This is a genomic window from Bradyrhizobium sp. UFLA05-108 (assembly GCF_059803455.1).
In genome coordinates this window covers 217,509-241,744 of record NZ_JBANAZ010000003.1, presented here as the reverse complement: position 1 = coordinate 241,744, position 24,236 = coordinate 217,509, and the positions used below count along the sequence as shown (strand labels likewise).

The window sequence follows — 24,236 nt, the reverse complement described above, 5'->3', positions numbered from 1 at the left end:
AACTCAGGAGCGCGTCTTCAACCGCGCAAGCCTCGCCGCAATCTCCTTGTCGCGATGCAACGCGCTGAGCTCGTCGATGTCGCTCGAGAACGCAATGCCGGCCGGCACGCCGGTGGCCCGCGCCACCGCCCTGCCCGCGCGCAGCGCCTTTGCTGCAGCCGAGTTGCCGGTCTGTTTCGTCGAAGTTGCGGTAGAATGTGTGCCTGCGGCCGCCTCGCTCTTCTCGAGATCGGCGCGCCGCTGCTCGGCATCCTGAAGTGCCGAGAGCACCGCGCGCAACGAGGTAACGCACTGCTCGATCTTCTCGTTGTTCTCGTCGATCGCGCGCGACAGCACCTCGAACTGCGCTTCGAGGTCCATCTGCCGTGCTATGCCGGCGCGGGCGAGGTCATCACGGCTGTCGTCGATCGCGCCCTGGATCTTTGTGGCGAGATCGGTCATCGCGCGCTCGATCTCGCTGCGCCGGGCGTTCAGCCGATATTCCTCGGCGCGCGCGGCGGCGAGCGCTTCGCGGGCCTCGTTCTCCGCGTTCTCGATCTCACGGATGGCCTGGCCCACGACCTTCAGCTTGTTCTTGCCTTCGGCCTGCTCGATCGCGTCATAGGCGATGCCTGCGATCAGGCGTCCGACCCGGGACAGGAAGTTCTCGGGGGCGGCAGCGATGGTCTCCATGGCGTTCTCCTCCTCTGGCAGATTGTTCGGCGTGACGCCGTAGTGAATTTCAAAACCGTCGTCGGTGCGGATCAGATGGGCGGGCACGCTCTGGCCCCAGCCCTCGGCGTAGCCGACATAATCGAACGGCACGCTGAAGCGCCCTTGCACGGTGGCGATCGAGATCGTGGTCGGCCCCTTGAGCTTGGCGAGCTTGTCGTCGAGCGGCAGCCGCCGGCCGCTCGATGCGCGATAGTCGGCGCGGTCGCGCAGCCCCAGCGTTACCAGACGTGACGGCAGGCCGGTCTGTTTCCGGATCGCGTCGTAGGCATGGGCATGCAGCAGCACGACGTTGGAGCCCACATTATGGGTGCGGGCGACCTCCTCCAGAATCTCCATCATGCGGTCATAGGCGTCGAAGGTCGCCTCCAGCGCGGCTTTGACGGCCGGCTCAGGGGCGAGCCTGTAGCGCAGTGCGGATGGCGCTTGTCGGGGGGACGGGTTCATGAAAAGCACTAAAGCACCATTTTGGTGCTTTACAAGGCGAGAAACCGATCACGTTTCACTGATCCTTATGCACTGTACTGGTTAGTCGCCGCCGACAGGGACGGCGTTCAAAGACCTCCGCTCACCGATACACCACCGCCGATCAAGACTTCTTGCCCGCGCCGGTTGCAATTTTCATCGAAATGCGAGAACCGGACCACAGCCACGCAAAGCTTGTCCGCAGCATATCCACAGGGCTGCGGCGCCGATTTCGACTGCGCCTGACCTAACTTGCTGCGCACGAACCCACAGGTAGCCAGCTTAACCGCCCGCCTGGTCGAACACGGCGCGGCAGGCTTCGCTCAGGCTCGCCTTGTTGCGACGCAGGCACGCGGTGATGGCGCGAACGTTGGGGATCTCGCCGGCACAGAGACGATAGACGTCGGGGGTACAGGCCCGGCGCTGTTCGGGTGTGCCTTGGGCGGAGGCGGCGGAAGCAAACAGCGCCAGGAACAACCCGAGAGTCGAGGCCCGCCGGGCCCGGCTCTTTACGCCTGCTAACTTCAGGAACCTCGCCTTCATCGTCGCGTCTCCCGTCGGCTTCGGCCGCCCCGGCCCTTCATTGACCGGCTTCACGCCAGACTTACGGGAAAGAAACTTCTGGGAATGTGATCTCTTTCACACTGGCGCAGCGGTGGAACCCCTTAGGTTCCGCGCCGGTTTTCTTAGGGAATCACTAACCAAACGAGCGCCGATCGACGGATCGATAAAATTCGACCGATCCGCTCAATCGGGAAAAAAGCCGGTTTTGCGAGTTTGCGCCGTCGGGAATGGTCCGGAGGGTGCGATGAGCGAAGCCGAATTCAACTTGCTGCTGGATGCCGTGCGGGCCGCCATCGAGCCCGTACCGGAGGAGGAATTCGTGCCCCGCTCGTGGAAATTCGACGCGTCGCTCAAGGCCGCCAACGACAACGAAGGCGCTTGGCCGCTGCTGCCGTTTCCGGATGGCTGGTACGCCGCCGGCTGAGCACGACGTCCCGCACTCTTCCCTTTAAGCTACGTCCGTAAGAACAGTCGCCGCCTCGCATCTGGCGGAAACAATCAATCAGCTCTCAGTGCCTGACTGGTCGTCCGACTCACGTGAGTCCCTAACAGGACCAGTGGACGGAAAGATGCTCTCATAGATCGCGCGGGCTTCCCGTATCAGACGGGCCCGCTCGATCTCGGACTTCGGAATAAATCGGACGATCTCGCCCACGTGCGCTCCAAGATTCTCGGCTTCAGGACTCATCATCTAGGTGATGCGATCTTCATGCCAAGGCACCTGAATCGCGATTAACCGCCAACCCCGGACAAATCCGGGTGAGTTCGGACCGCGTCGCATCATCTGGCGGAATGGGGTCCGCACGCTGGCATGATTTACGCTGGGAAATCAGGAGGTTGTGATGGAGGCCACGACCAGAATTGAACTGGTGTAAACGGTTTTGCAGACCGCTGCGTAACCACTCCGCCACGTGGCCCCGTAAGGCCGGACTGATATAGGGGATCAAGGACTTAGGCAACCGCCTTCATCCGACTTCCCGATCAGTTTTGGAAGGTCGTCCAGATTGCGGCGGGGCGGCCGCTACCCAAGCATCTCGGCCAGCTTGATGCTTGCGCAGATAATCATCCCCCACAGCGCGAAATTGATCTCGAGCGCGGCGAGCATGAGCGTTCTTCCCTGTGGCACCACTTTAGCCTGTGGTGCTCAATGTCCAGACTCGCTCAGCCCTGCCGGCGCTTCCAGTCCATAATTTCCATTTTTTTCTGCGCCCGCCTTGGTCAGGTCACAAACGCCAACAAGCGGTGGTAATCCGACTCAAGGTTCCAACGGCGGTTGGATTAAGCCCTGCCCTCGCCGGCGCCAGCCAGGTATTGGCCGAGGATGTCTTCGGTCGAACCTGCGGCAGCGATCCGTCCGTCGCGCAACTGGATCGCGCGGTTGCAGGTGTTCTTGATGAGATCGATGTCGTGCGAGGCGAGCACGAGGATGCCGGCGCGCGCCACGATCGCGTCGAGCCGCTGCCGCGCTTTCCTGCGGAAGTGCTGGTCGCCGACGCCGATCCACTCATCGAGCAGCACGATCTCGCCCTCGATCGCGGTTGCGACCGCGAAGATCAGGCGCAGCATCATGCCGCGGGAATAGGTACGCAGCGGCAGGTCGAGCCGGTCGCCGAGCTCGGTGAACTCGGCGATCTCCGCGCGCCGCGCCTCGATCTCGGTGCGCCGCGCTCCGATCACCAGCCCGCGCCGCAGGATGTTCTCGTAACCGGTCGCCTCCTCGTCGAAGCCGGCGGCGAGATCGAACAACGACAGGCAGCGGCCGCAGACATCGACCGTGCCGGCGGTCGGATGGTAGATGCCGGCCAGCACCCTGAGCAGCGTGGTCTTGCCGGCGCCGTTGGCGCCGATGATGCCGAGCCGGTCGCCGGCGCGGATCTCGAGATCGACGCCGTTCAGCGCGGAGACAAGGTGCGGGCGCGGCGCATTGCCGGCACTCCGCAGCGTCACCGCGCGCACGAACCGGCTGCGCAGCGAGCGGTCGCGAAACGACAGCACGGGAAACGCGACCGAGACATTGCGCAGCACGATATGGGCAGCGGAGCTCATGGCGCGCACCTAAATCCAGTACGCGACGCGATGGCGGTATCTCGCGTAGCAGCCGAGGCCGATCATCGCCATGCCGACCGCGTAGAGCGATCCGAGCAGCCACTGCTCCGGATCGGCAGGCTGCGACAGAAGCGGCTTGCGCACGAGATCGAGCAACGTCGCGAACGGATTGACCCGCGTCAGCCAATGGAAGGCCGTCCCGCGTACCGCGTCCTCGGTCCAGATGATCGGCGTCAGGAAGAAGACGAATTGCAGGCCACTGACGATCGCCGATCCAATATCGCGAAAGCGCGCGCAGAGCATACCCAGCGCCGTCGCACCGCCGACCAGCGTGACCAGCAGGATCGCAAAGCCGGGAACCGCGAGCACCAGGGTCCAGTGCAGCGGCCAGGGCACTACGAGATAGAGCAGACCGACCAGCAGCAGATGGTGCAGGAAGATGACGACGTTGCGCGCCGTCATCTGCAACACGTGCACGATCAGCGGCGCCGGCACGGCCTTGATCAGATGGCCGGAGGCCACGAAGATGTTCGAGCCTTCCTGGAGCGTTGCGGCGATCAGCGTCCAGACGATCAGGCCGACGGCGAAGGACGGCAGGAAGACCGCGACGTCCTGCTTGAACAGCGTCGCATAGACCGTGCCGACGCTGGCGATGGTTGCCGCGAGAGTCAGCGTGATCCAGAGCGGGCCGATCACGGTGCGGCGATAACGCAAGGAGATGTCCATCAGGGCGAGCGTGCCCCAGCGATCGAATTGCGCCCCTTGCCGGACAATTTCCCTGGCCGCAGCCTGAATGCGACTTCCCATCCCGCTCCTGGCTTTCCAACGCTAGGCCCGATCACGGGATGGCAATATATGCCCCCCGAGTCTCTATCTGCCCGCTCCGCAGCGGGCAAGCCCTCGGCGCTGGCGGTCAGCCGCGGCGGCTGCGGCGAAAATCGCGCCGGCGGCCTCGGCCTGCCGGTTTTGGCGCAAGTTCAGGCGTCTCCGCCAGCACTTTGCGATAGCGTGTTAACATCCGTTCAAAACTCGCATGCAGCGTTTCGGCGATGTCGGGCCGTTGCTGGAGGCTCGCGAGCATCATGGCCGCAGCCTCGATGGTGGCGAGCCCGTCGCGGCGCGGCTCGCGGCGCAAGCGCCCGTAGCGTGACGGCCTCGCGGGATTGAGGATCACGCGCTGGCACTTCAGCATCCAGGGATTGCGCCACCACAGCGCCTTGGCCTGGCTCCACGTGCCATCGAGCAGCACCACGCCCTCGATCCTGTTCAAAATGGCGCGCTGATTGTCGGCGATCTCGCCCTTGCGCGTGAGCGCGATGATGTCGGCGTCGCTATCGAGATCGGTGGCGCGCGCCGATCCGAGATAGAGCACCGCCCAGCGCGCGGGATCCGCGACCGGTCGTCCGAGCGCCTTGGCAAGGCTCGGCCATGACAGCCCAACCCGCACCGTCGCATCGGCAAAATGCCGCGCCGTCAGCCGCGCGGTGCCGAGCGCCCTGTCCTGCTCCTGCGGATGCTGAAGGATCAGGAGCGCGATGCGGCTGTCGAGCGCTGTGACGCTGTCGCAGATGCACAGCGGCATCGGCTTCTGGCAGTGTGGACATTCGGCAACTGGTTCGGGAGCTGCGGTGGTGACGTCAGACGGGTTCGACATCCAGCCGCTATACGCTTGGCCCTGCGCTTCAACAACCGTTATTCCGCAGGCGCATGCACTGCACCCGGCTCGGAGCGGCGGCGCAGCCGGTCGATCAGGAGATAGATCACCGGCGTCGTGTAGAGCGTCAGGATCTGCGACACGAACAGGCCACCGATGATGGTGATGCCGAGCGGCCGGCGCAATTCCGTGCCGGGCCCCGTCGCGATGACGAGCGGAATGCCGGCAAACAACGCAGCCATCGTCGTCATCAGGATCGGGCGGAAGCGCACCCGGCACGCCTCAAAAATCGCATCAGCCGACGATAGGCCGCGCTGGCGCTCGGCGTCGAGCGCGAAGTCGACCATCATGATGCCGTTCTTCTTGACGATGCCGATCAACAGGATGATGCCGACGAACGCGATCACCGTCAGCGGCGTGTTGGTGATCTGGAGAGCGAGCAGCGCCCCGAGCCCGGCCGAAGGCAAGGTCGAGATGATCGTGAGTGGATGAGCAAGGCTCTCATAGAGCACGCCGAGCACGATATACATCGCGACCAGCGCGCCAAGGATCAGCAGCGGCTGCCGGCCGCTGGTCCGGGCGAAATCGCCGGCGTTGCCGTCAAAGCTGCCGCGAATGCCTTCGGGCATGTGCAACTCCTCGACCGCACGCTGGATGTTCTGGGTCGCGACCTGCAGCGGCACGTCCGGCAAGGTGTTGAACGACACGGTCGTCGAGGGGAATCCCTGCGAGTGAAACACGGCGAGCGAGGCGAGCCCGCGCTGGGCGCGGATCACGGCTGACAACGGCACCTGCACGTCATTGGCGCCCGCAACATAGATGCGGTCGAGATTGGTCGGGTCGACCTGGAATTTCGGATCGGTCTCGAGCACGATCATGTACTGGTTGCGTTGGGTGTAGATGATCGAGATCTGCCGCTGCGCAAACGCGTTGTTCAGCGCATTGTCGATGTCCTGCACGCGGACACCCAGCCGCGAGGCGTTCTGGCGGTCGATGGACAGGGTGAGCTGCAATCCGCCGGGATCGCGATCGGCGGAAACGTCGGTTATGCCTTCGACCGTCTCCATTCGCTTGGCGACGATCGGCGCCCACTGCTGCAACAGGTCGAGATCGGTGCTCGACAACGTATATTGGTAGTTCGAGTCGCTCTGCCGTCCGCCGGCGCGGACGTCTTGGGCCGCGAACATGAACAGGCGGATACCGGCGACACGAAAGAGATTGCGGCGCAAGCGATCGATGACGATCTCGGTCGAGACATAATTCCGCTCGGCCGGCGGCTTCAGGCTGATGAACATCGTGCCGCGGTTGGAGGTGGCCGGGCCCGGCCCGCCGCCGCCCAGCACCGAGCCGATGCCGGCAACGGCCGGATCGGCCATCACGATGTCGGCGAGCTGTTGCTGCAAGCCCAGCATCGACTGGAACGAGATGTCGGCGGAGGCCCGCGTCGCGCCGATGATGAATCCGGAATCGTCGGTCGGGAAATAGCCCTTCGGCACCTTGGCGTAGAGCGTCACCGTGAGGGCGATGGTGGCGAAGAAGACCATGAGCGTCGAAAGCGGGAATTCAAGCACGGCGCGCAAGGTCCGCGCGTAGAAATTGACGATGCGCGACAGCGATCCCTCGATCACTCTGTCGAACAGCGTGGCCGTCTCCGACGTGGTGTTCCGGATATATTGGGCGCAGATCATCGGCGTGACCGTGAGCGAGACCAGCGTCGAGACCACGATCGCAAAGGTCAGCGTCAGCGAGAATTCGCGCAGCAGGCGGCCGACGATGCCGTCCATGAAGATCAGCGGCGTGAATGCCGCGATCAGCGACAGGCTGATCGACAGCACGGTGAAGCCGATCTGCTTCGCCCCCTCCTGCGCTGCCTGGAACGGCCGCATGCCATGCTCGAGATTGCGGAACATGTTTTCGATCATCACGATGGCGTCGTCGACCACGAATCCGACGGAGATCGCGAGCGCCATCAGCGAGAGGTTGTCGATCGAGAAGCCCGCGAGCCACATGCCGGCGCAGGTGCCGGCGAGCGCAAGCGGCACTGAGATGCCGGCCGCGATCGTCGGGGTGATCCGCCGCAAAAACACGAACACCACGACCATGACCAGGATCGCGGTCGCCAGCAGCGTCCATTGCATGTCCTGCACGCTGGCGCGGATCGTGCCGGTGCGATCGACCAGGGTGGAGATATCCACGCCTGCCGGAATCCACTGCTTCAGCTCGGGGATCAGCGCCTTGACCCGGTCGACGGTATCGATGACGTTGGCATCGCCCTGCTTGGTGATCTGGATCAGCACCGCCGGCTGCTTGTTGAACCAGGCGATGGAACGCGCGTTGCGGACGGAGTCCTCGATGTCGGCGACGTCGGCGAGACGAACGAAATTGCCGTTCGAGCTCTTGATGACGATGTCGCGGAATTCCTTGGCGGTGCGCATCTGCCGGTTCAGCGCCAGCGTCTCGCTCTGGCGCTCGCCGTTGAAGATGCCGATCGGACCGAGCGGATTGGCATTGATGATGGCGGTCCGCACGTCGTCGGTGGCGATGCCGGCATTCGACAGCGCGACCGGATTGAGCTGGATGCGCACTGCCGGCTGATCGGCGCCGCTGATCGTCACGTTGCCGACGCCCGGCACCTGCGAGATCCTCTGCGCGAGCACGGTATCGGCGACGTCATAGATGGCGGCGGTCGAGATCGTCTTGGAGGTCAGAGCCAGCACGTAGACGGGGGCTGCGGCGGAATTCGCTTTGCGAAAGCGCGGCAGCGCCGGCAAATCGCTTGGCAGGTCAATCAGCGATGCGTTGATCGCCGCCTGCACGTCGCGCGCGGCGCGATCGATATCGCGGCCGATATTGAACTGAAGCTGGATGTTGGTTGTGCCGAGCGAGCTCGTCGAGGTGATCTGGTTGATGCCGGCAATCTCGCCCAGGCGCCGCTCCAGCGGTGCGGCGACGGTTGCCGCCATGACGGAAGGGTCTGCGCCAGGCCGGCTCGCCGACACGAAGATGGCGGGGAAGTCGACGTTGGGCACCGACGAGACCGGCAGGAACTCGTAGGCCACGACACCCAGGAGGAAGAGCCCGATCGAGAGCAGCGTCGTGGCGACGGGCCTGCGGATGAAGGGCTCCGAGATCGATGCCATCTCACATCCCCTCGGTTGCGCCCGCAACCGGCGGGCCTCCCGGCTCGGCCGGGGGCAGTGCGCGCTCGAGGCGGCGATTGATCCGGTCGAGCGCGAGATAGATCACCGGCGTGGTGTAGAGAGTCAGCAACTGGCTGAGCAGGAGGCCGCCGATGATGGAGATGCCGAGTGGAAAGCGCAGCTCCGAGCCGGTGCCGCTTTCGACCGCAAGCGGGAGCGCGCCGAACAGCGCCGCGAGCGTCGTCATCATGATCGGACGGAAGCGCAACAGGCAGGCCTGAACGATCGCCTCCGTCGGCGCCATCCCCTGCCCGCGCTCGGCTTCCAGCGCGAAGTCGATCATCATGATGGCGTTCTTCTTGACGATACCCATCAGAAGGATGATGCCGATCAGGCCGATGACGGACAGGTCCTGCCCGCACAGGACCAGCGCCAGGATTGCGCCAACGCCGGCTGACGGCAGCGTCGACAGGATCGTGATCGGATGGATGTAGCTCTCATAAAGCACGCCCAGCACGATGTAGATCGTGATGACGGCAGCGAGCAGCAGCCAGGGCTGCCCGGCAAGCGCCTTGGCGAATTCGGCGGCATCGCCTGCGTAAACGCCGACGATATTGCGGGGCATGCCGATGCGGGTCTCGATCGCCTTCACGGCCTCGACGGCGTCACCGAGGGCGGCGCCCGGCGCCAGGTTGAAGCTGAGCGAGATCGCTGGGAATTGCGCCTGGTGCGAGATCGCCAGCGGCGCCGTCGTCCGCGTGAGCGTCGCCACGGCAGACAGCGGCACTTGAGCGTTAGGCGCGCCCACGGTGGCGCTTGCGGCGCCCGGCAGATAGAGCTTCGACAGGATCGACGGATCACGCTGGTACATCGGCAGCGCCTCCAGCACCACGCGGTACTGGTTGGCCTGGCCGTAGATGGTGGATATCTGGCGCTGCGCGAAGGCATCGTTCAGGGTGTCGGTGACGGCTTGCAGGTTGACGCCTAGCTGGCCGGCGCGGGTCCGGTCGACGTCGAGCTGCGCGCGCAGCCCCCCTTCCTGCGCCTCCGACGACACATCGCGGAACAGCGGATCGCGTCGCATCTCGGCGACCAGCTTGCGCGACCATTCCGAGACGGATGCCGCGTCGGTGCCGGTGAGCGTGTATTGATATTGCGAGCGGCTCGACTGGGTCGAGATCTGCACGTCCTGGACCGGCTGGAAGTACACGGTCATGCCGGGGATCGCGGCAACCCTGTTCTTCAGCCTGTCGACGACCACGCTGACGTCGTCGCGCCGCTCGCCGCGCGGCTTGAGCGTCATGACGAGGCGTCCGACATTGGTGGTCGGGTTGACCGACCCCGCCCCGATCACCGAGACCACGCCGACCACGTCGGGATCGGCCTTGATGGCATCGGCGGCTTCCGCCTGCCGCTTCTGCATCTCGGCGAAGGAGACGTCGGCGCCGGCTTCCGTCACGGCCGTGATCGAGGCCGTATCCTGGAGCGGCAGAAAGCCCTTGGGCGCGACGACATACATCACGAGGGTCAGGATCAGCGTGCCGAAGGTCACGACCAGCGTCGTGCGCTGATGCTCGAGAACCCACAGCAAGGTCCTGTGGTAGAATTCGACGGTGCGATCGATGAAGCGGCTGACCGCGGCGAGCCCCGGCACAGCCAGCTCCTCGTGCGCGTGCTTGAGGAGGCGCGAGCACATCATCGGCGTCAGCGTCAGCGAGACCACCGCCGAAGTCACGACCGCGATCGTCAGCGTCAGCGCGAATTCGCGGAACATCCGGCCCACGAGGCCCGACATGAACAGTAGCGGGATGAAGACGGCAATCAGCGACACCGTCAGCGAGATCACGGTGAATCCGATCTCGCTCGCTCCCCTGAGCGAGGCCTGCATCGCGCTCTCGCCGTTCTCCATGTGCCGGACGATGTTCTCGATCATCACGATGGCATCGTCGACCACGAAGCCGGTGCCGATGGTCAGCGCCATCAGCGAGAGGTTGTCGAGGCTGAAGCCGGCGAAATACATGATGCCGAAGCTCGTGATCAGCGACAGCGGCAGCGCGACGCCGGCGATCACGGTTGCGCGCAGCGAGCGCAGGAACAGCAGCACGACCAGCGTCACCAGCACGACGGCAAGGATCAGCGTGAACTGCACGTCATGGACGGAGGCCCGGATGGTGACGGTCCGGTCCGAGACCACGGTCAGGTTCACGCCGGCCGGGATCGCGCGCTGGACTTTCGGGATCTCGGCCCGGATCTGGCTGACCACGTCGATCACGTTGGCGCCGGGCTGGCGCTGGATGTCGATGATCACCGCCGGCGAGCCCTGGTACCAGCCGCCGGTCCGATCATTCTCCAGACCGTCGACGATCTGAGCAATATCCCCGATGGTGACGGGCGAGCCATTGCGGTAGGCAACGATGACCGGCCGATAGGCATCGGCCGCGGCGATCTGGTCGTTGGCCGCAATCAGGTAGGATTGCTGCGCGCCGTCGAGCGACCCCTTCGGGCCCGAGACGTTGGCATTGGATATCGCGCTGCGAAGGTCCTCCATGGCGATGCCGTAGGCGGCCAGCCGCGCGAGGTCGGCCTGGATGCGCACCGCCGGTTTCAGTCCGCCAAGCACCGAGACGCGGCCGACGCCGGAAATCTGGCTCAGCCGCTGCGCCAGGAGCGTATCCGCGATGTCGCTCATCACCCGCAGCGAGATCGTGTCGGAGCGCAGCGCAAGTGTCATCACCGGCGCATCCGCCGGATTCACCTTGGCGTAGGTCGGGGGGTAAGGCAGCGTCTTGGGCAGCACGCCGGCGGCTGCGTTGATCGCAGCCTGCACGTCCTGCGTCGCACCGTCGATGTCGCGGTTGAGATCGAATTGCAGCGAGATCTGGCTGACGCCGAACGAGCTCGTCGAGTTCATCGCCGACAACGACGGTATCTGGCCAAGCTGCCGCTCCAGCGGCGCGGTAATGAGCGAGGCGATGACATCGGGGCTCGCGCCGGGCAGTTGCGTCGTTACCTGCACGGTCGGGAAGTCGACCTGCGGCAGCGCCGAGACCGGAAGCGAGAAGTAGCCGAGCGCGCCACCGATCAGCAGCGCGATGCCGAGCAGCGAGGTCGCGATCGGCCGGCGAATGAAGGGTTCGGAGACGCCCATGACGTGATCAGCCGGTCGAGGTCGGGGTCATGGCTGCTTCGCTCCACTGCCCGATGAATCTGCCCCCTGTGCCGGTCCAGTCTGGCCTTTCTGATCGCCCTCACCGCTCTGCCGCTTGGCGCGGCGCTCGCCATCCTTGCCTTGCAGGTCCTTGGCCCCATCCTTGGCCTGTCCATCCTTGGCTTGCCCATCCTTGGCTTGCCCATCCTTTGCCTGCCCGTCCTTGGCTTGACCGCCTTTCTGGGCATCCGGCGCGCGGCTGCGCTTGCGCGGCGCAAGATCCGCCGACGGCGTCTGGTCGTCGCGGCCGATGATCACCTTGGAGCCGTCAGAGAGATTGGCAAAGCCGGTGGTGACGACACGATCGGTCGGCGACAGACCGCTCGCGATCACGGCATCATGCTCATTCTGCTGCGTCACCGTCACGGGTTTGGCCGAGACGATATCACCCTCGCCGATCACATAGCTGAAGGTGCCGACCGGCCCGCGTTGCACGGCCGATGTCGGCACCACCAGTGCTTTCGGCAGTGTCTCGACCTTGAGGCGGACATTGACGAACTGGCCCGGCCAGAGCTGGTAGCTGGCATTGGGGAATTCCGCCTTGAGCTTGAGCGTGCCGGTCGTCGGGTCGACCTGGTTGTCGATGCCGGTCAGCTTGCCGGTGTCGATCACCGTCACACCGTCATTGCCGAACACGTCGACCGGCAATGCGCCTTTCGACGCGGCGGCGTTGACGCGCATGATCTGCTGCTGCGGCAGGCTGAACCACACCGCAATGGGCTGCAACTGCGTGATGACGACGAGACCCGTGGTGTCGGAGGCATGGATGATGTTGCCCTGATCGACCTGGCGAAGACCGGCGCGGCCCGAGAGCGGCGCCACGATCTTGGTGTAGCTCAGCGTTGCCGCCGCATTGTCGATCGCGGCCTGATCGGCCTTGATCAGTGCCTCGGTCTGCGCGACCGCCGCGCGCTGGGTGTCGGCCTGCTGCTTGGAGCCGGCGTTGGTGGCGGCGAGCTGCTCGTAGCGTGTGAGGTCGATGCGCTGGTTGGCGAGCTGAGCCTGGTCCTGCGCCTTCTTGGCCACGGCCTGATCATACTGCGCCTGGTAGATCGCGGGATCGATCTCGGCGAGCACGTCGCCTTTCTTGACGTCCTGGCCTTCGATGAAATTCACCGCGATCAGCTTGCCATCGACCTGCGAACGCACGGTGACGGTGTTGAGCGCGCGGATCGCGCCGACGCCGTCGAGATAAACAGGCACGTCCTGGATGCGCGGGGACGCCGCCAGCACGGGCACGGGGAGGTCTGGCCGCGCATTGCGGTCATTCGCAGGCTTCTGGTGCCACGCGGTCCAGCCGAAATAGCCGAGCCCGCCGATGATCGCGAGCGTGATCAGCGTGGAGACAAAGCGGCGGCCGCGCCGGGACGAGCCGCGCTTGGCTGCCTCGTCCTTCGCGCCTTCCTTCGTGTCCGGCTTAAAGAGCATTGACCGGTTTCTCCATTCTCGGCTCCCAACCGCCGCCCAATGCCTGGTACAGGCTGACGATCGCGAGCAGGCGGGCAAGCTGCGCCTGCGACAGCGTGTCCTCCGCCTGGAACAGCGTCAGCTGGGTGTTGAGCACCGTCACGATATCGGCCGTGCCGGCGCGCAACTGCTGCTCGGCGAGATCGAACGCGCGGCGTGACGCCACGACGACCTCGCGCTGCAACTGCAGCTTGATCGTGGTCTGCTTGATCGAATACAGCGCGTTGTCGACATCCGCGAAAGCCTGGACGATCGTCTTGCGGTAGGTCTGGAGCAACTCGTCCTGCCGTGCCTTGGCATACTCGAAATTGCCGAGAATCTTGCCGCCGTCGAAGATCGGCTGCGTCGCGCTGCCGACGAGCTGGAAGAAGGCCGCGTGCGGCTGGAACAGCGATACCAGCGCCGAGCTCTGATAGCCGCCATTGCCGGTGAGCTGGATGGTCGGAAAGAACTGCGCGCGGGCATTGCCGATATTGGCGGTGGCGGACGCCAGCTGCGCTTCCTGCCGGCGAATATCGGGCCGCTGCGTCAAGAGTTCGGACGGCAGTCCCGGTGTGACGCGCGGGATCCCGATCTGGTTCAGCGAGCCGCCCGCGACCCGCACGCTCTCCCGCGGGCGCGACACCAACACGGCCAGCGCGTTGATGTTCTGATCGAGCGTCTGCCGCAGCGGCGGCACCAGCGCCTTCTGGTTGGCGAGCACGCTCTCCTGCTGCGCGACGTCGAGGTCCGTGCCCGTGCCCGCCTTGCGCCGCTCCTTGATGGCATCGAGGATCCGCTGGGCACTGGCGATGTTGCTTTGCGCGGTGCGCAAGCGATCCTGCGAGGCCAGCACCTGGAAATACGCGTTGGCAACGCTGGTGAGCGTGGTCAGCGCCACGACGTCGCGATCGAAGCGATTGGCGTGGGCGGTCTCTTCGGCGGACTGCAATGCGTCCCGATTCTGGCCCCAGAAATCGAGCTGGTAGCTCGCGCTCAGCGAGGCCGAATAGTTGACGACCTCGCGGCCGCCGTTGGTGAGTCCGGAGGACGAGGAGCCTGACGTCCGCGAATAGGTCTCCGAGCCCGAGCCGGACAAGCTCGGCAGCAGGGCTGCACCGGCCTGCCGCGCCTGGGCGTCGGCCTCGAAGATGCGCGAGACGGCGGCGGCGATGTCCAGGTTGACGGTCTGTGCCTCCTCCATCAATTGCGTCAGCTCCGCCGAGCGGAAGCCGCGCCACCAGTCGAGCGGCGGCGGCGCATCGGGCTTGCCGGCGTATTTATACTGGCTGGGCACGTCGAGCGCCGGATCGGGTAAGTCCTGCGTCAGCACGCAGCCGGCGGAGCTCAGTGCCAGGCCAAGCGCCACCGCCCGGCCCACTGCGCCCAGCAGCCCAACCAGCAGCTCACGTGCGGGACAGTACGATCGCCGGACGACGACCATCGGAAATCTTCGGGTCACATCCACCCCCTGCCGGGCAGACGCAACTGCCACCGCGCGGCCGGATTAACCGATTCGCGGTGGTTCAGTTGGGGGATGGTCTCCGTTTCGTTCACAGCGTGATGCTTTCCTGCAACCGTGCCGCATATTAGCGGGGCGTGGCCGGGGCGGACAGTCCCGCAACTGCGAAGCCCGCCCCGCAAATGGACTTCACGAAGTCGCGAAACACGCAGGTTTTGCCTACTTCTATAGGGCTTTCTCGCATTTCGACGCGCTCCCCGGCGTCGGCAAGCTTACCAACATTTCATGTGGTATTGCCGCCACAGCGGGATCGGGACGGCCACAGAAGGGCTGCCCTCCACTGAATCCTGCGCCGCAGCGCACCGAAGCTCTTCAGACATCGAGCGGCAGGGGGCATTGCCGACAACGCGACAGCTTGGCGGCCGCGGAAACGCGCGCTTATACTACCCGTCGCTGACTGCCTGCGGGGGCGCTCTCGGGTCCAGCGAGAACCGGGATGGGCGCGGCTACCTGAGCGGTCGGACAGTGCCAGTTCAGGTGATGCCGATGCAGAACGCGATTCCGGTCACCCCCGACAATGTCGAGACGGTCCTCGCAGACCTGCCCCGCCTGGTTCGCCTCGCGCTCGCCTTCGGCTCACGTCTGAGGCGCGGCACGCTCGACGTGATCCTGCCCGACGGCCGCGTCATCCGGCTCGGCGGCCTCGAGCCCGGCCCGAATGCCGTGATGCGGCTGCACAATTACGATTTTGCGCCGCGCCTCATCAATGCCGGCGATATCGGGATTGCCGAAGCCTATCTCGCGGGCGATTGGGATACGCCCGATCTCACGCAGTTCCTCTATATCTTCTGCGTCAACCACGACCTGATCCAGGCCATGCTCCGCGACAAGCCGCTGATGCGCCTCGTCCAGGTGGTCCGGCACTGGTTCAACCGCAACACCAGGCGCCAGGCGCGGCGCAATATCCATGCGCATTACGACATCGGCAACGCCTTTTATTCCGCCTGGCTCGATCCGAGCATGACCTATTCCTCGGCGCTGTTCGAAGAGAACACCACCGATCTCACGGCAGCCCAAACCAACAAGTATCGCAGGCTCGCCGAAGCCATCGATCTCAAGCCGGGACAGAAGCTGCTCGAGATCGGCTGCGGCTGGGGGGGATTTGCCGAGTACGCGGCCAAGACTTTTGGTGCGCACGTTGTCGGGCTGACAATCTCGACCGAGCAGCGCGACTTTGCGCAAAAGCGCATCCAGGACGCCGGTCTCTCCGACAAGGTCGAGATCCGCCTTCAGGACTACCGCGATGAGCGCGACCGGTATGACCGCATCGCCTCGATCGAGATGATCGAGGCCGTCGGCGAGCAGTTTTGGCCGAAATATTTCGCGCAGCTACGTGATCGCCTGTTGCCGGGCGGTCTTGCCGGCATCCAGGCCATCACCATCCAGGACGGGTTGTTTCAGACCTATCGGCGCGAGGTCGACTTCATCCAGCGCTACGTGTTTCCCGGCGGCATGCTGCCCTCGCCCGCCGTGCTCAAATCCCTTGGCGAGACGTTTGGTGTCCCCGTCATCCGAGAGCGCATCTTTGGGCAAGATTATGCCAAGACGCTTGCCACCTGGCGAAATAACTTCCGCAGCGCCTGGCCCAACCTCGTGCCGCTCGGCTTCGACGATCGGTTCCGGCGACTCTGGGAGTACTATCTCTCCTATTGCGAGGCCGGTTTCCTCTCCGGAAATATCGACGTCCGGCAGGTCGTCTTCGCAAAGCAGCATTAAGACTTTGCGCCCTCGCCTTGTGTGGCCGGAGACCCTACTTTAGGGTCTCGATCACCTCACAGAACCAGCCGGTAATTGCCTGACATGACCATCAAAAACGACGTTGTCGAAGCCATCGGCAACACTCCCCTCATCAAGCTCAAGCGTGCGTCCGAACAGACCGGCTGCACCATTCTCGGCAAGGCCGAATTCATGAATCCCGGCCAGTCGGTGAAAGACCGCGCCGGCAAATGGATGATCTTGGAGGCCGAGAAGCGCGGCGAACTGAGGCCGGGGGGCCTGGTGGTCGAGGCAACCGCCGGCAACACCGGCATCGGCCTTGCAGTCGTGGCAAGCGCGCGCGGCTATCGCACGCTGATCGTGATCCCGGAGACCCAGAGCCAGGAGAAAAAGGATTTCCTGAAGCTGTGCGGCGCCGAGCTCGTCGAGGTGCCGGCGCTGCCTTACGCCAATCCCAACAACTACCAGCATGTCGGGCGCCGACTCGCGGATGAGTTGCGCAAGAGCGAGCCGAACGGCGTGCTGTTCGCCGACCAGTGGAACAACCTCGACAATGCCAAGGCGCATTACGAATCCACCGGCCCCGAAATCTGGCAGCAGACCGGGGGCAAGGTTGACGGCTTCGCCTGCTCGGTCGGCAGCGGCGGTACGCTTGCCGGCGTCAGCCGCTATTTGAAGGAGAAAAACAAGGACGTCGCCATCGCCTGTGCCGATCCGCACGGCGCCGGGATGTACGAATATTTCCGGACCGGCGAGCCCACTGCGACGTCCGGCGGCTCGATCACTGAGGGTATCGGGCTCAACCGCGCGACCGCAATCGTCGAGACCGCGAAGGTCGACGATGCCTTCCTCATTCCCGACGAGGAAGCGGTCAACCTGATCTACGATTTGCTCCAGCATGAGGGCCTGTGCCTCGGCGGCTCGACGGGCGTCAACATCGCTGGCGCCATTCGCCTCGCGAAGAAGCTCGGGCCCGGCAAGACCATCGTCACCGTGCTCGCCGATTCCGGCAGCCGCTATCAGTCCAAGCTGTTCAATGCGGACTTCATGCGCGCCAAGAATCTGCCGGTGCCGGCCTGGCTGGAGAAGCGCAGCAACATCAAGCCGCCGTTTGTGTAAGGCGCGGCGCGCCTTCCGACCTCATCCTGAGGAGCGGCGCCTTGCGCCGCGTCTCGAAGGATGGCCGCGAGGACGAAGGGGCCTTCATGGTTCGAGACGCGCGCTTTGCTCGCTCCTCACCATGAGGATCGAGATCACCGCAATATCTGGCTCAGGAAAAGCTGTGAGCGCGCGTGCTGCGGATGGGCGAAGAATTCCTGCGGCGTGTTGGATTCGATGATCTGACCGGCGTCCATAAACACCACGCGGTTGGCGACCTCCTTCGCAAAGCCCATTTCATGCGTCACGACGAGCATGGTCATGCCTTCCTTGGCGAGGTCGACCATGGTGTCGAGGACCTCCTTGACCATTTCTGGGTCGAGCGCCGAGGTGGGTTCGTCGAACAGCATCACCTTCGGATTCATGGTGAGTGCGCGCGCGATCGCGACGCGCTGCTGCTGGCCGCCGGACATCTGGCCCGGAAACTTGTTGGCCTGGTGCGGGATCTTGACCCGCTCCAGGAATTTCATCGCGGTCGCCTCGGCGTCCTTCTTCGGGATGTTGCGGACCCAGATCGGCGCCAGCGTGCAATTGTCGAGCACCGTGAGGTGCGGGAATAGATTGAAGCTCTGGAATACCATGCCAACCTCGCGGCGCACCGCGTCGATGTGTTTCAGGTTCGGCCCGAGCTCGATACCGTCGACGACGATCTCGCCCTCCTGAAACTCCTCCAGCGCGTTGATGCAGCGGATCAGCGTCGACTTGCCCGAGCCCGAGGGACCGCAGATCACGATGCGCTCGCCCTTCTCGACCTCGAGATCGATGTCCCGCAGCACGTGAAAGTCGCCATACCATTTGTTGAGGCCGGAAATCTTGACGATCGGGCTGGCGGACATGGTGACCCCGTTCAGTTGCGGCGATGGGCGTTGAGTCGGTTCTCGACGAAGAGTGAGTAACGCGACATTCCAAAGCAGAAGAGGAAATAGAGGACTCCGGCAAAGGCAAAGCCGGTGAACGCCGTCGACGGCGTCGACCAGACCGGGTCGGAGAAGGATGCCCTGAGCGAGCCGAGCAGATCGAACAGCGCCACGATCGAGACCAGAGAAGTGTCCTTGAACAGCGAGATGAAGCTGTTGACGAGGCTCGGGATGACGTGGCGCAGCGCCTGCGGCAGCACGATCAGCGAGGTGGTCTTCCACCAGGACAGGCCCAGTGCTGAAGCCGCCTCTCCCTGCCCACGCGGAACCGCAGCGAGCCCACCGCGAATGTTTTCGGCCTGGTAGGCGCCGGTAAACAACGCAATGCCGATCAATGCGCGCACCAGGCCGTCGACCGTGAAGTTGCCCGGCAGGAACAGGGGGAGCATGTAGGTCGCGAAGAACAGCACGGTGATCAGCGGCACGCCGCGCCAGAACTCGATATAGGCGATCGAGAAGATCCGGATCAGCGGGATCGTCGAGCGGCGCCCGAGCGCCAGCGCGACGCCGATCGGCATGGAGGTGACGATGCCGGTCACGGCAACCACCAGCGTCACCAGGAGCCCACCCCACAGGCGTGTATCGACGATCGGCAGGCCGCCGTGATCGAGCCCCATCAGCTTGATCACGAGCGCGGTGCCGATGAACGTCGCTATGCTCGATGCAAGCGCGCGCCAGCCGGTGCGCATTCCCCCGCCCAGGAAGAACAGGATCAACGAGACGACGATAGTTGTGATCGCGAAATCGATCCAGACCGACTGGCTACTTGCCTGGATCTGATCGCGCAGCCAGGTCAGCGGAAAGATCAGCCACTGGATCGCGGTGCCGACCAGCACGATGAAGTTTCCGACGACCCACAAAAGCGGACCGATGGCCGAACTCTTGCCGAGGCTGACCAGTACCTGCCCCGCGCCGATGACGCTGTCGTCGAACAGTTGCAGCAGGCCGGCGGTCCAGCTCAGGCCGAAACCGGTGATGCCGCCGCCGTGCATCAGGAAGAATGCGACCACCGGGAAGGCGAAGAAGAACAGGCCGGCATTGAGTCCCTTCGCCGGCAGGCGCGGAATCAGCAGCGGCAGCAAAAGGACTGCCGCCAGGATGAAGGTCAGATTGACCCGCCAGCGTTCCGCCTCGGGATAGAAGCCATAGATGAGCTGCGGAAGCTTCGCCTGTATATAGGGCCAGCAGGCACCGACCACATACCCCGCATTTTCGGGCAGGCACGCCGTACGGTCCTTTCCGGTCCAGACGGCGTCGACCACCAGGAATCTGAGCGCGGGAATGACGGTGTACCAGAGCAGCAGCGCGCCGAGGATCGTCAAGAGAATGTTGGTCGGCGAGTTCAACAGGCGCGTGCGCACAAGGCCGACGAAGCCGGTGGTCTTCACCGGCGCAGGCCGCTCCGCAACGAGGTCCTGGCGAACGAAGGATGACGCGGTGATATCCGTCATGCTCCCAGGCTCCGGTTGATGCGCCAGCCATAGACGCTCATGACGGCGCTGGTGAAGAGCGAGATCAGGAGGTAGACGGCCATGGTCATGGCGATGATCTCGATCGCCTGCCCGGTCTGGCTGAGCGATGTGCCGGCGAACACTGAGACCAGATCAGGATAGCCGATCCCGACGGCAAGCGAGGAGTTCTTGGTGAGGTTGAGATACTGGTTGGTCAGTGGCGGGACGATCACGCGCATGGCCTGCGGCACCACGATCAGCCGTAGCGTGGTGCCGCGGCTCAAGCCCAGCGAGGATCCCGCCTCCATCTGTCCCTTGTGCACGGACAGGATACCGGCGCGCACGATCTCGGCGATGAAGGCCGCCGTGTAAGTCGACAGCGCCACCGACAGCGCCACGAATTCCGGAATGATCCGCGAGCCGCCGGCGAAATTGAAGCCCTTGAGCTGCGGCAGCTCGAAGGTGAAGGGCAGACCGAATATCAGCATCGTGACGAGCGGAAGCCCGAACAGAAGGCCCAGCACGTAGGGCCAGATCCGGATCATGCGGCCGCGCTGGTAGAGCTCGCGCCGCGCGTAGACGCGCAGCGCCAACGAAGCGACGATGCCGAGTGCCAGCACCACCAGGAACGCCTCGAATCCACTTTCGCCGACCGGGCGTGGAATGACCAATCCCCGGTTGCTGATGAAGGCAATGCCCAGCAGCGAGATGCTCTGCCGTGGATTGGGCAAGGCCGCGAGCACCGCGAGGTACCAGAACAGCAGCTGGAACAGGAGCGGCAGGTTGCGGATGATCTCCACATAGATCTCGCCGACGCGTGACAGCAGCCAATTGGGGGAGAGCCGGCACAGCGCGACGATGAAGCCGATGATGGTGGCAAAGAAGATGCCGACGACCGAGACCACCAGCGTGTTCAGAAGCCCGACCACGAACACGCGCAAGAACGTGTCCGAGCCGGTGTAGGGGATCAGGGTCTGATTGACGTCGAAGCCCGCATTGTTCCTCAGGAATCCGAAACCGGCAGCAATGTGCTGGTTTTCCAGATTGGCGCGGGCATTGGAGATGATCTCATAGGCCATCCAGCCCAGGATCGCGGCGAAGGCGAGCTGGACGGCGACGCCGTTCCAGCCAGCCTTACCACCGAGAGCGCGCCTCAGCTTCAGCGCGATCTGCGGCGGTGGTTTTCGGGCCTCGGTGCTCATCGCCGCAAGCCGTGGGCTTGGCAATCAGCGGATCGGCGGAGCGTACTGGAGACCGCCCTTGTTCCAAAGGCTGTTGAGGCCGCGGGCAATACCGAGCGGTGAGCCGGTGCCGACGTTGCGGTCGAACACCTCGCCGTAATTGCCGACCTGTTTCACGATCCGGACCACCCAGTCCTTGGTCAGGCCGAGCTGTTCGCCGAAATTGCCGTCGGTGCCGAGGACGCGCTTCAGTTCGGGATTGTCCGACTTCGCCTTCTCGTCGACGTTCTTGGAGGTGATGCCAAGCTCTTCGGCCGTGACCATCGCGAACAGGGTCCATTTGACGATGTCGAACCACTGGTCGTCACCGTGGCGCACCATCGGACCGAGCGGCTCCTTGGAGATGATTTCCGGGAGCACCATGTGGTCGTTGGGATTGGCAAGCTTCAGGCGGTTGGCGTAGAGGCCAGACTGGTCGGTGGTGAAGACGTCGCAGCGGCCGGATTCATAGGCCTTGACCGTCTCGTCGTTGGTGGCGAACGCGATCACCTCGTACTTCATGTTGTTGGCCTTGAAGTAGTCGGCGAGATTTTGCTCGGTGGTCGTACCGGTCTGGACGCAGACCGAGGCGCTGTTGAGTTCCAGCGCCGAATTCACCTTGAGCGACTTCTTCACCATGAAGCCCTGGCCGTCATAGTAGTTCACGCCGGCGAAATTGGCGCCGAGCGAGGTATCGCGCGAGATCGTCCAGGTGGTGTTGCGCGAGAGCAGATCGATCTCGCCGGATTGCAGCGCGGTGAAACGGTCCTTGGCGGACGTCGGCACGTATTTGACTTTCGTCGGATCGTTGAAGACGGCCGCCGCGACCGCGCGGCAGAGGTCGACGTCGAGCCCGGTCCAGTTGCCCTTGTCGTCCGGCGACGAGAAGCCCGGCAGGCCCTGGCTGACGCCGCAGGACAGCATGCCCCTGTCCTTGATGGTCTTGAGCGTTTGCGCTTGGGCGGCCGGGGCGGACAGGCCGGCGGCGAGAGCAAGGGTGAGAACCAGAGTTACGCGTTTCATGGGCTGAAGCCTTTCAAGGGCATCGTGTTGGGGGCGACGTGCGGTCGTCTCTAATCCAATGGCGTATGGGAACGTTCGTTGAACATCCTTCGCTGAACGTCTTTCGCTGAACATCGTGCAAGCTGTGGGCCAACCCCGTTGATCCCCTGCCGGAAACCGTTGGACGCCAGGCTGTCAGGCATGGTCCCTCGGGCGGTGGATCGAAGGTCGCGGCAAGCCCCTCAACATGCGGCGACAGAATAGCACCTGCGCATCACAGAACGACTGGCGAGCCGGGTCAAGGGGTTGACGGGACTCTTCTGTGATCTGTTATTACCAGTTGCGGTCGATCCGCCGTCCCGCGCGGGGACTTTCCGCGCCGACAATCCCAGTTTTGAAAGCACACGCATGGATTCTTCTGCGGGCGCGAAGCCCTTCTCGCAACATCCCGACACCCGGCTGGTGACCTCCGGCCGCGACACCAAGGCGCAGAAGGGTTTTGTCAATCCGCCGGTCGTGCACGGTTCGACCGTGCTCTACCCGACGGCCGAGGACCTGCACGCCCATCGCGGCGAGTTCCAGTATGGCCGCCACGGCACTCCCACCACCAAGGCGCTCCAGGAGACGCTGATGGCGCTGGAGGGACCGAACTGCGCCGGCGTCGGCATCGCGCCGTCGGGCCTGGCTGCGATCACCACCACCCTGCTCGCGGTGCTGAAGGCGGGCGATCACCTGCTCGTCTGCGACAACGTCTATCGGCCCACGCGCAATTTCTGCAACGGCCTGCTCGCGCGCTACGCCATCGAGACCACCTATTTCGATCCGCTGATCGGTGCAGGCATCGAAGCCCTGTTCAAGCCCAATACGCGCGCGGTGCTGGTGGAAGCGCCGGGCTCGCAGTCCTTCGAGATGCCGGACATTCGCGCGGTCGCCGAGGTCGCGCACGCCCGCGACGCGCTCGTCATCGACGACAACACCTGGGCGACGCCGCTCTATCATCGCTCGCTCGACCAGGGCGTCGACATCAGCATGCAGGCCGCGACCAAATATATCGGCGGCCATTCCGACATCATGTTCGGCACCATCTCCGCAAATGCCAAGGCGTGGCCGCTCGTGACCGAGGCCATCCGCCTGCTCGGCGTCTGCGCGGGGCCCGACGACGTTTTCCTCGCGCTGCGCGGCATGCGCACGCTGTCGGTGCGGCTGGCACAGCACTATCGCTCGGGGCTCGACGTGGCGCGCTGGCTCGCCACGCGGCCGGAGGTTGCGCGCGTGCTCCATCCCGCGCTCGAGACAGATCCGGGCCACGCGATCTGGAAGCGCGACTTCACCGGCGCCTCCGGCCTGTTCAGCGTCATCTTGAAGCCCGCGCCGCAGAAGGCAGTCGATGCCATGCTCGATAGCCTCAAGCTGTTCGGAATGGGCTATTCCTGGGGCGGCTTCGAGAGCCTCGCCATCCCCTTCGACTGCGACAGTTATCGCACGGCAACGAAGTGGGCCCCGGGCGGTCCGACGCTGCGTCTGCATATCGGGCTCGAGAGCGTCGAGGACCTCAAGGCTGATCTCGATCGCGGCTTTGCTGCCTTCAACGCGGCAATTTGAGCTTCGAAATTGGGCATCCCGCCTAACAAACGCACCGCAACAAAGGGGTGATGCGGGCGCGTTGCAGTTGGCAACCTTCTACCAGCGGACTATGGACTCGCTGTGCATCGCCTTCGATGTGCTCATGTCGGGCGATGCCAACGAGGCGCGCAAACTGCTGGTGGAAATGTCCAGGCCGCGTAACACCTAACTCGCCGACGCCGAGCGGCATCTCGATCGCCTGCACGACTTGCGCTGCATTCACTCGCATATCTGCTCGGTGGCCCATCCCGTGCTCGATGTAGCCGGCGAGCCCTACCCAGGAACTAGGCCGAGGCGGCTGCCCTGTTCGTCTCTGGCGCGGCGTCCGCTCTGCCGCGCTAGCAAGATATCCGAGATAGCTAACGCGCTCAGGCGGGTCCGACCTGGAAGGAA

General features: G+C 64.3%; 17 protein-coding genes and 1 tRNA gene. 4 read left to right on the top strand and 14 right to left on the bottom strand.

Annotated elements, in window-relative coordinates; all coding sequences use genetic code 11:
- Positions 1 to 3: 3 nt before the first annotated feature.
- The gene (locus SO140_RS03770) at positions 4 to 1,167 is read right to left on the bottom strand and encodes a PspA/IM30 family protein (RefSeq protein WP_449381042.1); all 1,164 of its coding nucleotides are present in this window, start codon (positions 1,165 to 1,167) and stop codon (positions 4 to 6) included.
- Positions 1,168 to 1,458: 291 nt separating this feature from the next.
- On the bottom strand, positions 1,459 to 1,719 hold the full coding sequence (locus SO140_RS03765; protein ID WP_449381041.1) for a hypothetical protein: 261 nt from the start codon (positions 1,717 to 1,719) through the stop codon (positions 1,459 to 1,461).
- Between the two features lie 265 nt (positions 1,720 to 1,984).
- On the opposite strand from SO140_RS03765, the gene SO140_RS03760 reads away from it, so the two are divergent.
- Positions 1,985 to 2,164 (top strand): hypothetical protein, encoded by a 180-nt coding sequence (locus SO140_RS03760; RefSeq protein WP_449381040.1) that lies wholly within the window; start codon positions 1,985 to 1,987, stop codon positions 2,162 to 2,164.
- A 419-nt stretch (positions 2,165 to 2,583) separates the two neighbouring features.
- Here the strand turns inward: SO140_RS03760 and SO140_RS03755 are convergent.
- The 8 genes from SO140_RS03755 to SO140_RS03720 all read right to left on the bottom strand — a co-directional run bounded on the left by SO140_RS03755 (position 2,584) and on the right by SO140_RS03720 (position 14,678).
- A tRNA-Cys gene (locus SO140_RS03755) sits at positions 2,584 to 2,657 on the bottom strand.
- A gap of 361 nt (positions 2,658 to 3,018) precedes the next feature.
- On the bottom strand, positions 3,019 to 3,786 hold the full coding sequence (locus tag SO140_RS03750) for an ABC transporter ATP-binding protein (protein WP_498542364.1): 768 nt from the start codon (positions 3,784 to 3,786) through the stop codon (positions 3,019 to 3,021).
- Positions 3,787 to 3,795: 9 nt separating this feature from the next.
- On the bottom strand, positions 3,796 to 4,593 hold the full coding sequence (locus SO140_RS03745; protein ID WP_449381038.1) for an ABC transporter permease: 798 nt from the start codon (positions 4,591 to 4,593) through the stop codon (positions 3,796 to 3,798).
- 106 nt (positions 4,594 to 4,699) lie between these two features.
- On the bottom strand, positions 4,700 to 5,440 hold the full coding sequence (locus SO140_RS03740; protein ID WP_449381037.1) for a tRNA-uridine aminocarboxypropyltransferase: 741 nt from the start codon (positions 5,438 to 5,440) through the stop codon (positions 4,700 to 4,702).
- 38 nt (positions 5,441 to 5,478) lie between these two features.
- A complete protein-coding gene (locus tag SO140_RS03735; RefSeq protein ID WP_449381036.1) occupies positions 5,479 to 8,580 on the bottom strand; it encodes an efflux RND transporter permease subunit in 3,102 nt (1,033 codons plus the stop codon).
- A 1-nt stretch (position 8,581) separates the two neighbouring features.
- Positions 8,582 to 11,728 carry an efflux RND transporter permease subunit gene (locus tag SO140_RS03730; RefSeq protein WP_449381035.1) on the bottom strand — a complete coding sequence of 1,049 codons (3,147 nt, stop codon included), beginning with the start codon at positions 11,726 to 11,728 and terminating at the stop codon, positions 8,582 to 8,584.
- 27 nt (positions 11,729 to 11,755) lie between these two features.
- On the bottom strand, positions 11,756 to 13,216 hold the full coding sequence (locus tag SO140_RS03725; RefSeq protein WP_498540416.1) for an efflux RND transporter periplasmic adaptor subunit: 1,461 nt from the start codon (positions 13,214 to 13,216) through the stop codon (positions 11,756 to 11,758).
- Complete coding sequence (locus tag SO140_RS03720) at positions 13,206 to 14,678, bottom strand: efflux transporter outer membrane subunit (protein ID WP_449381049.1); 1,473 nt, start codon at positions 14,676 to 14,678, stop codon at positions 13,206 to 13,208. Before SO140_RS03720 ends, SO140_RS03725 begins: the two co-directional genes overlap by 11 nt.
- Before the next feature lie 564 nt (positions 14,679 to 15,242).
- On the opposite strand from SO140_RS03720, the gene SO140_RS03715 reads away from it, so the two are divergent.
- Positions 15,243 to 16,472 carry a class I SAM-dependent methyltransferase gene (locus SO140_RS03715; protein ID WP_449381033.1) on the top strand — a complete coding sequence of 410 codons (1,230 nt, stop codon included), beginning with the start codon at positions 15,243 to 15,245 and terminating at the stop codon, positions 16,470 to 16,472.
- Positions 16,473 to 16,556: 84 nt separating this feature from the next.
- A complete protein-coding gene (locus SO140_RS03710) occupies positions 16,557 to 17,591 on the top strand; it encodes a cysteine synthase A (protein WP_449381032.1) in 1,035 nt (344 codons plus the stop codon).
- 134 nt (positions 17,592 to 17,725) lie between these two features.
- Here the strand turns inward: SO140_RS03710 and SO140_RS03705 are convergent, their stop codons facing one another.
- The 4 genes from SO140_RS03705 to SO140_RS03690 are packed head-to-tail and all read right to left on the bottom strand — an operon-like array spanning position 17,726 to position 22,241.
- Positions 17,726 to 18,466: an amino acid ABC transporter ATP-binding protein gene (locus SO140_RS03705; RefSeq protein ID WP_449381031.1), complete on the bottom strand. Its 741-nt coding sequence runs from the start codon at positions 18,464 to 18,466 to the stop codon at positions 17,726 to 17,728.
- 11 nt (positions 18,467 to 18,477) lie between these two features.
- Positions 18,478 to 19,998, bottom strand: a complete 1,521-nt coding sequence (locus tag SO140_RS03700; RefSeq protein ID WP_449381030.1) for an amino acid ABC transporter permease — start codon at positions 19,996 to 19,998, stop codon at positions 18,478 to 18,480.
- Entirely contained in the window at positions 19,995 to 21,200 is a 1,206-nt protein-coding gene (locus tag SO140_RS03695; protein ID WP_474800782.1) for an amino acid ABC transporter permease, read from the bottom strand. Before SO140_RS03695 ends, SO140_RS03700 begins: the two co-directional genes overlap by 4 nt.
- A gap of 24 nt (positions 21,201 to 21,224) precedes the next feature.
- Positions 21,225 to 22,241, bottom strand: coding sequence for an amino acid ABC transporter substrate-binding protein (locus tag SO140_RS03690; protein WP_449381028.1), 1,017 nt, complete (start codon positions 22,239 to 22,241; stop codon positions 21,225 to 21,227).
- A gap of 387 nt (positions 22,242 to 22,628) precedes the next feature.
- Here SO140_RS03690 and metC point away from each other — a divergent pair, with 387 nt between their 5' ends.
- On the top strand, positions 22,629 to 23,822 hold the full coding sequence (gene metC / locus SO140_RS03685) for a cystathionine beta-lyase (protein WP_449381027.1): 1,194 nt from the start codon (positions 22,629 to 22,631) through the stop codon (positions 23,820 to 23,822).
- The last annotated feature ends 414 nt before the right edge of the window (positions 23,823 to 24,236 follow it).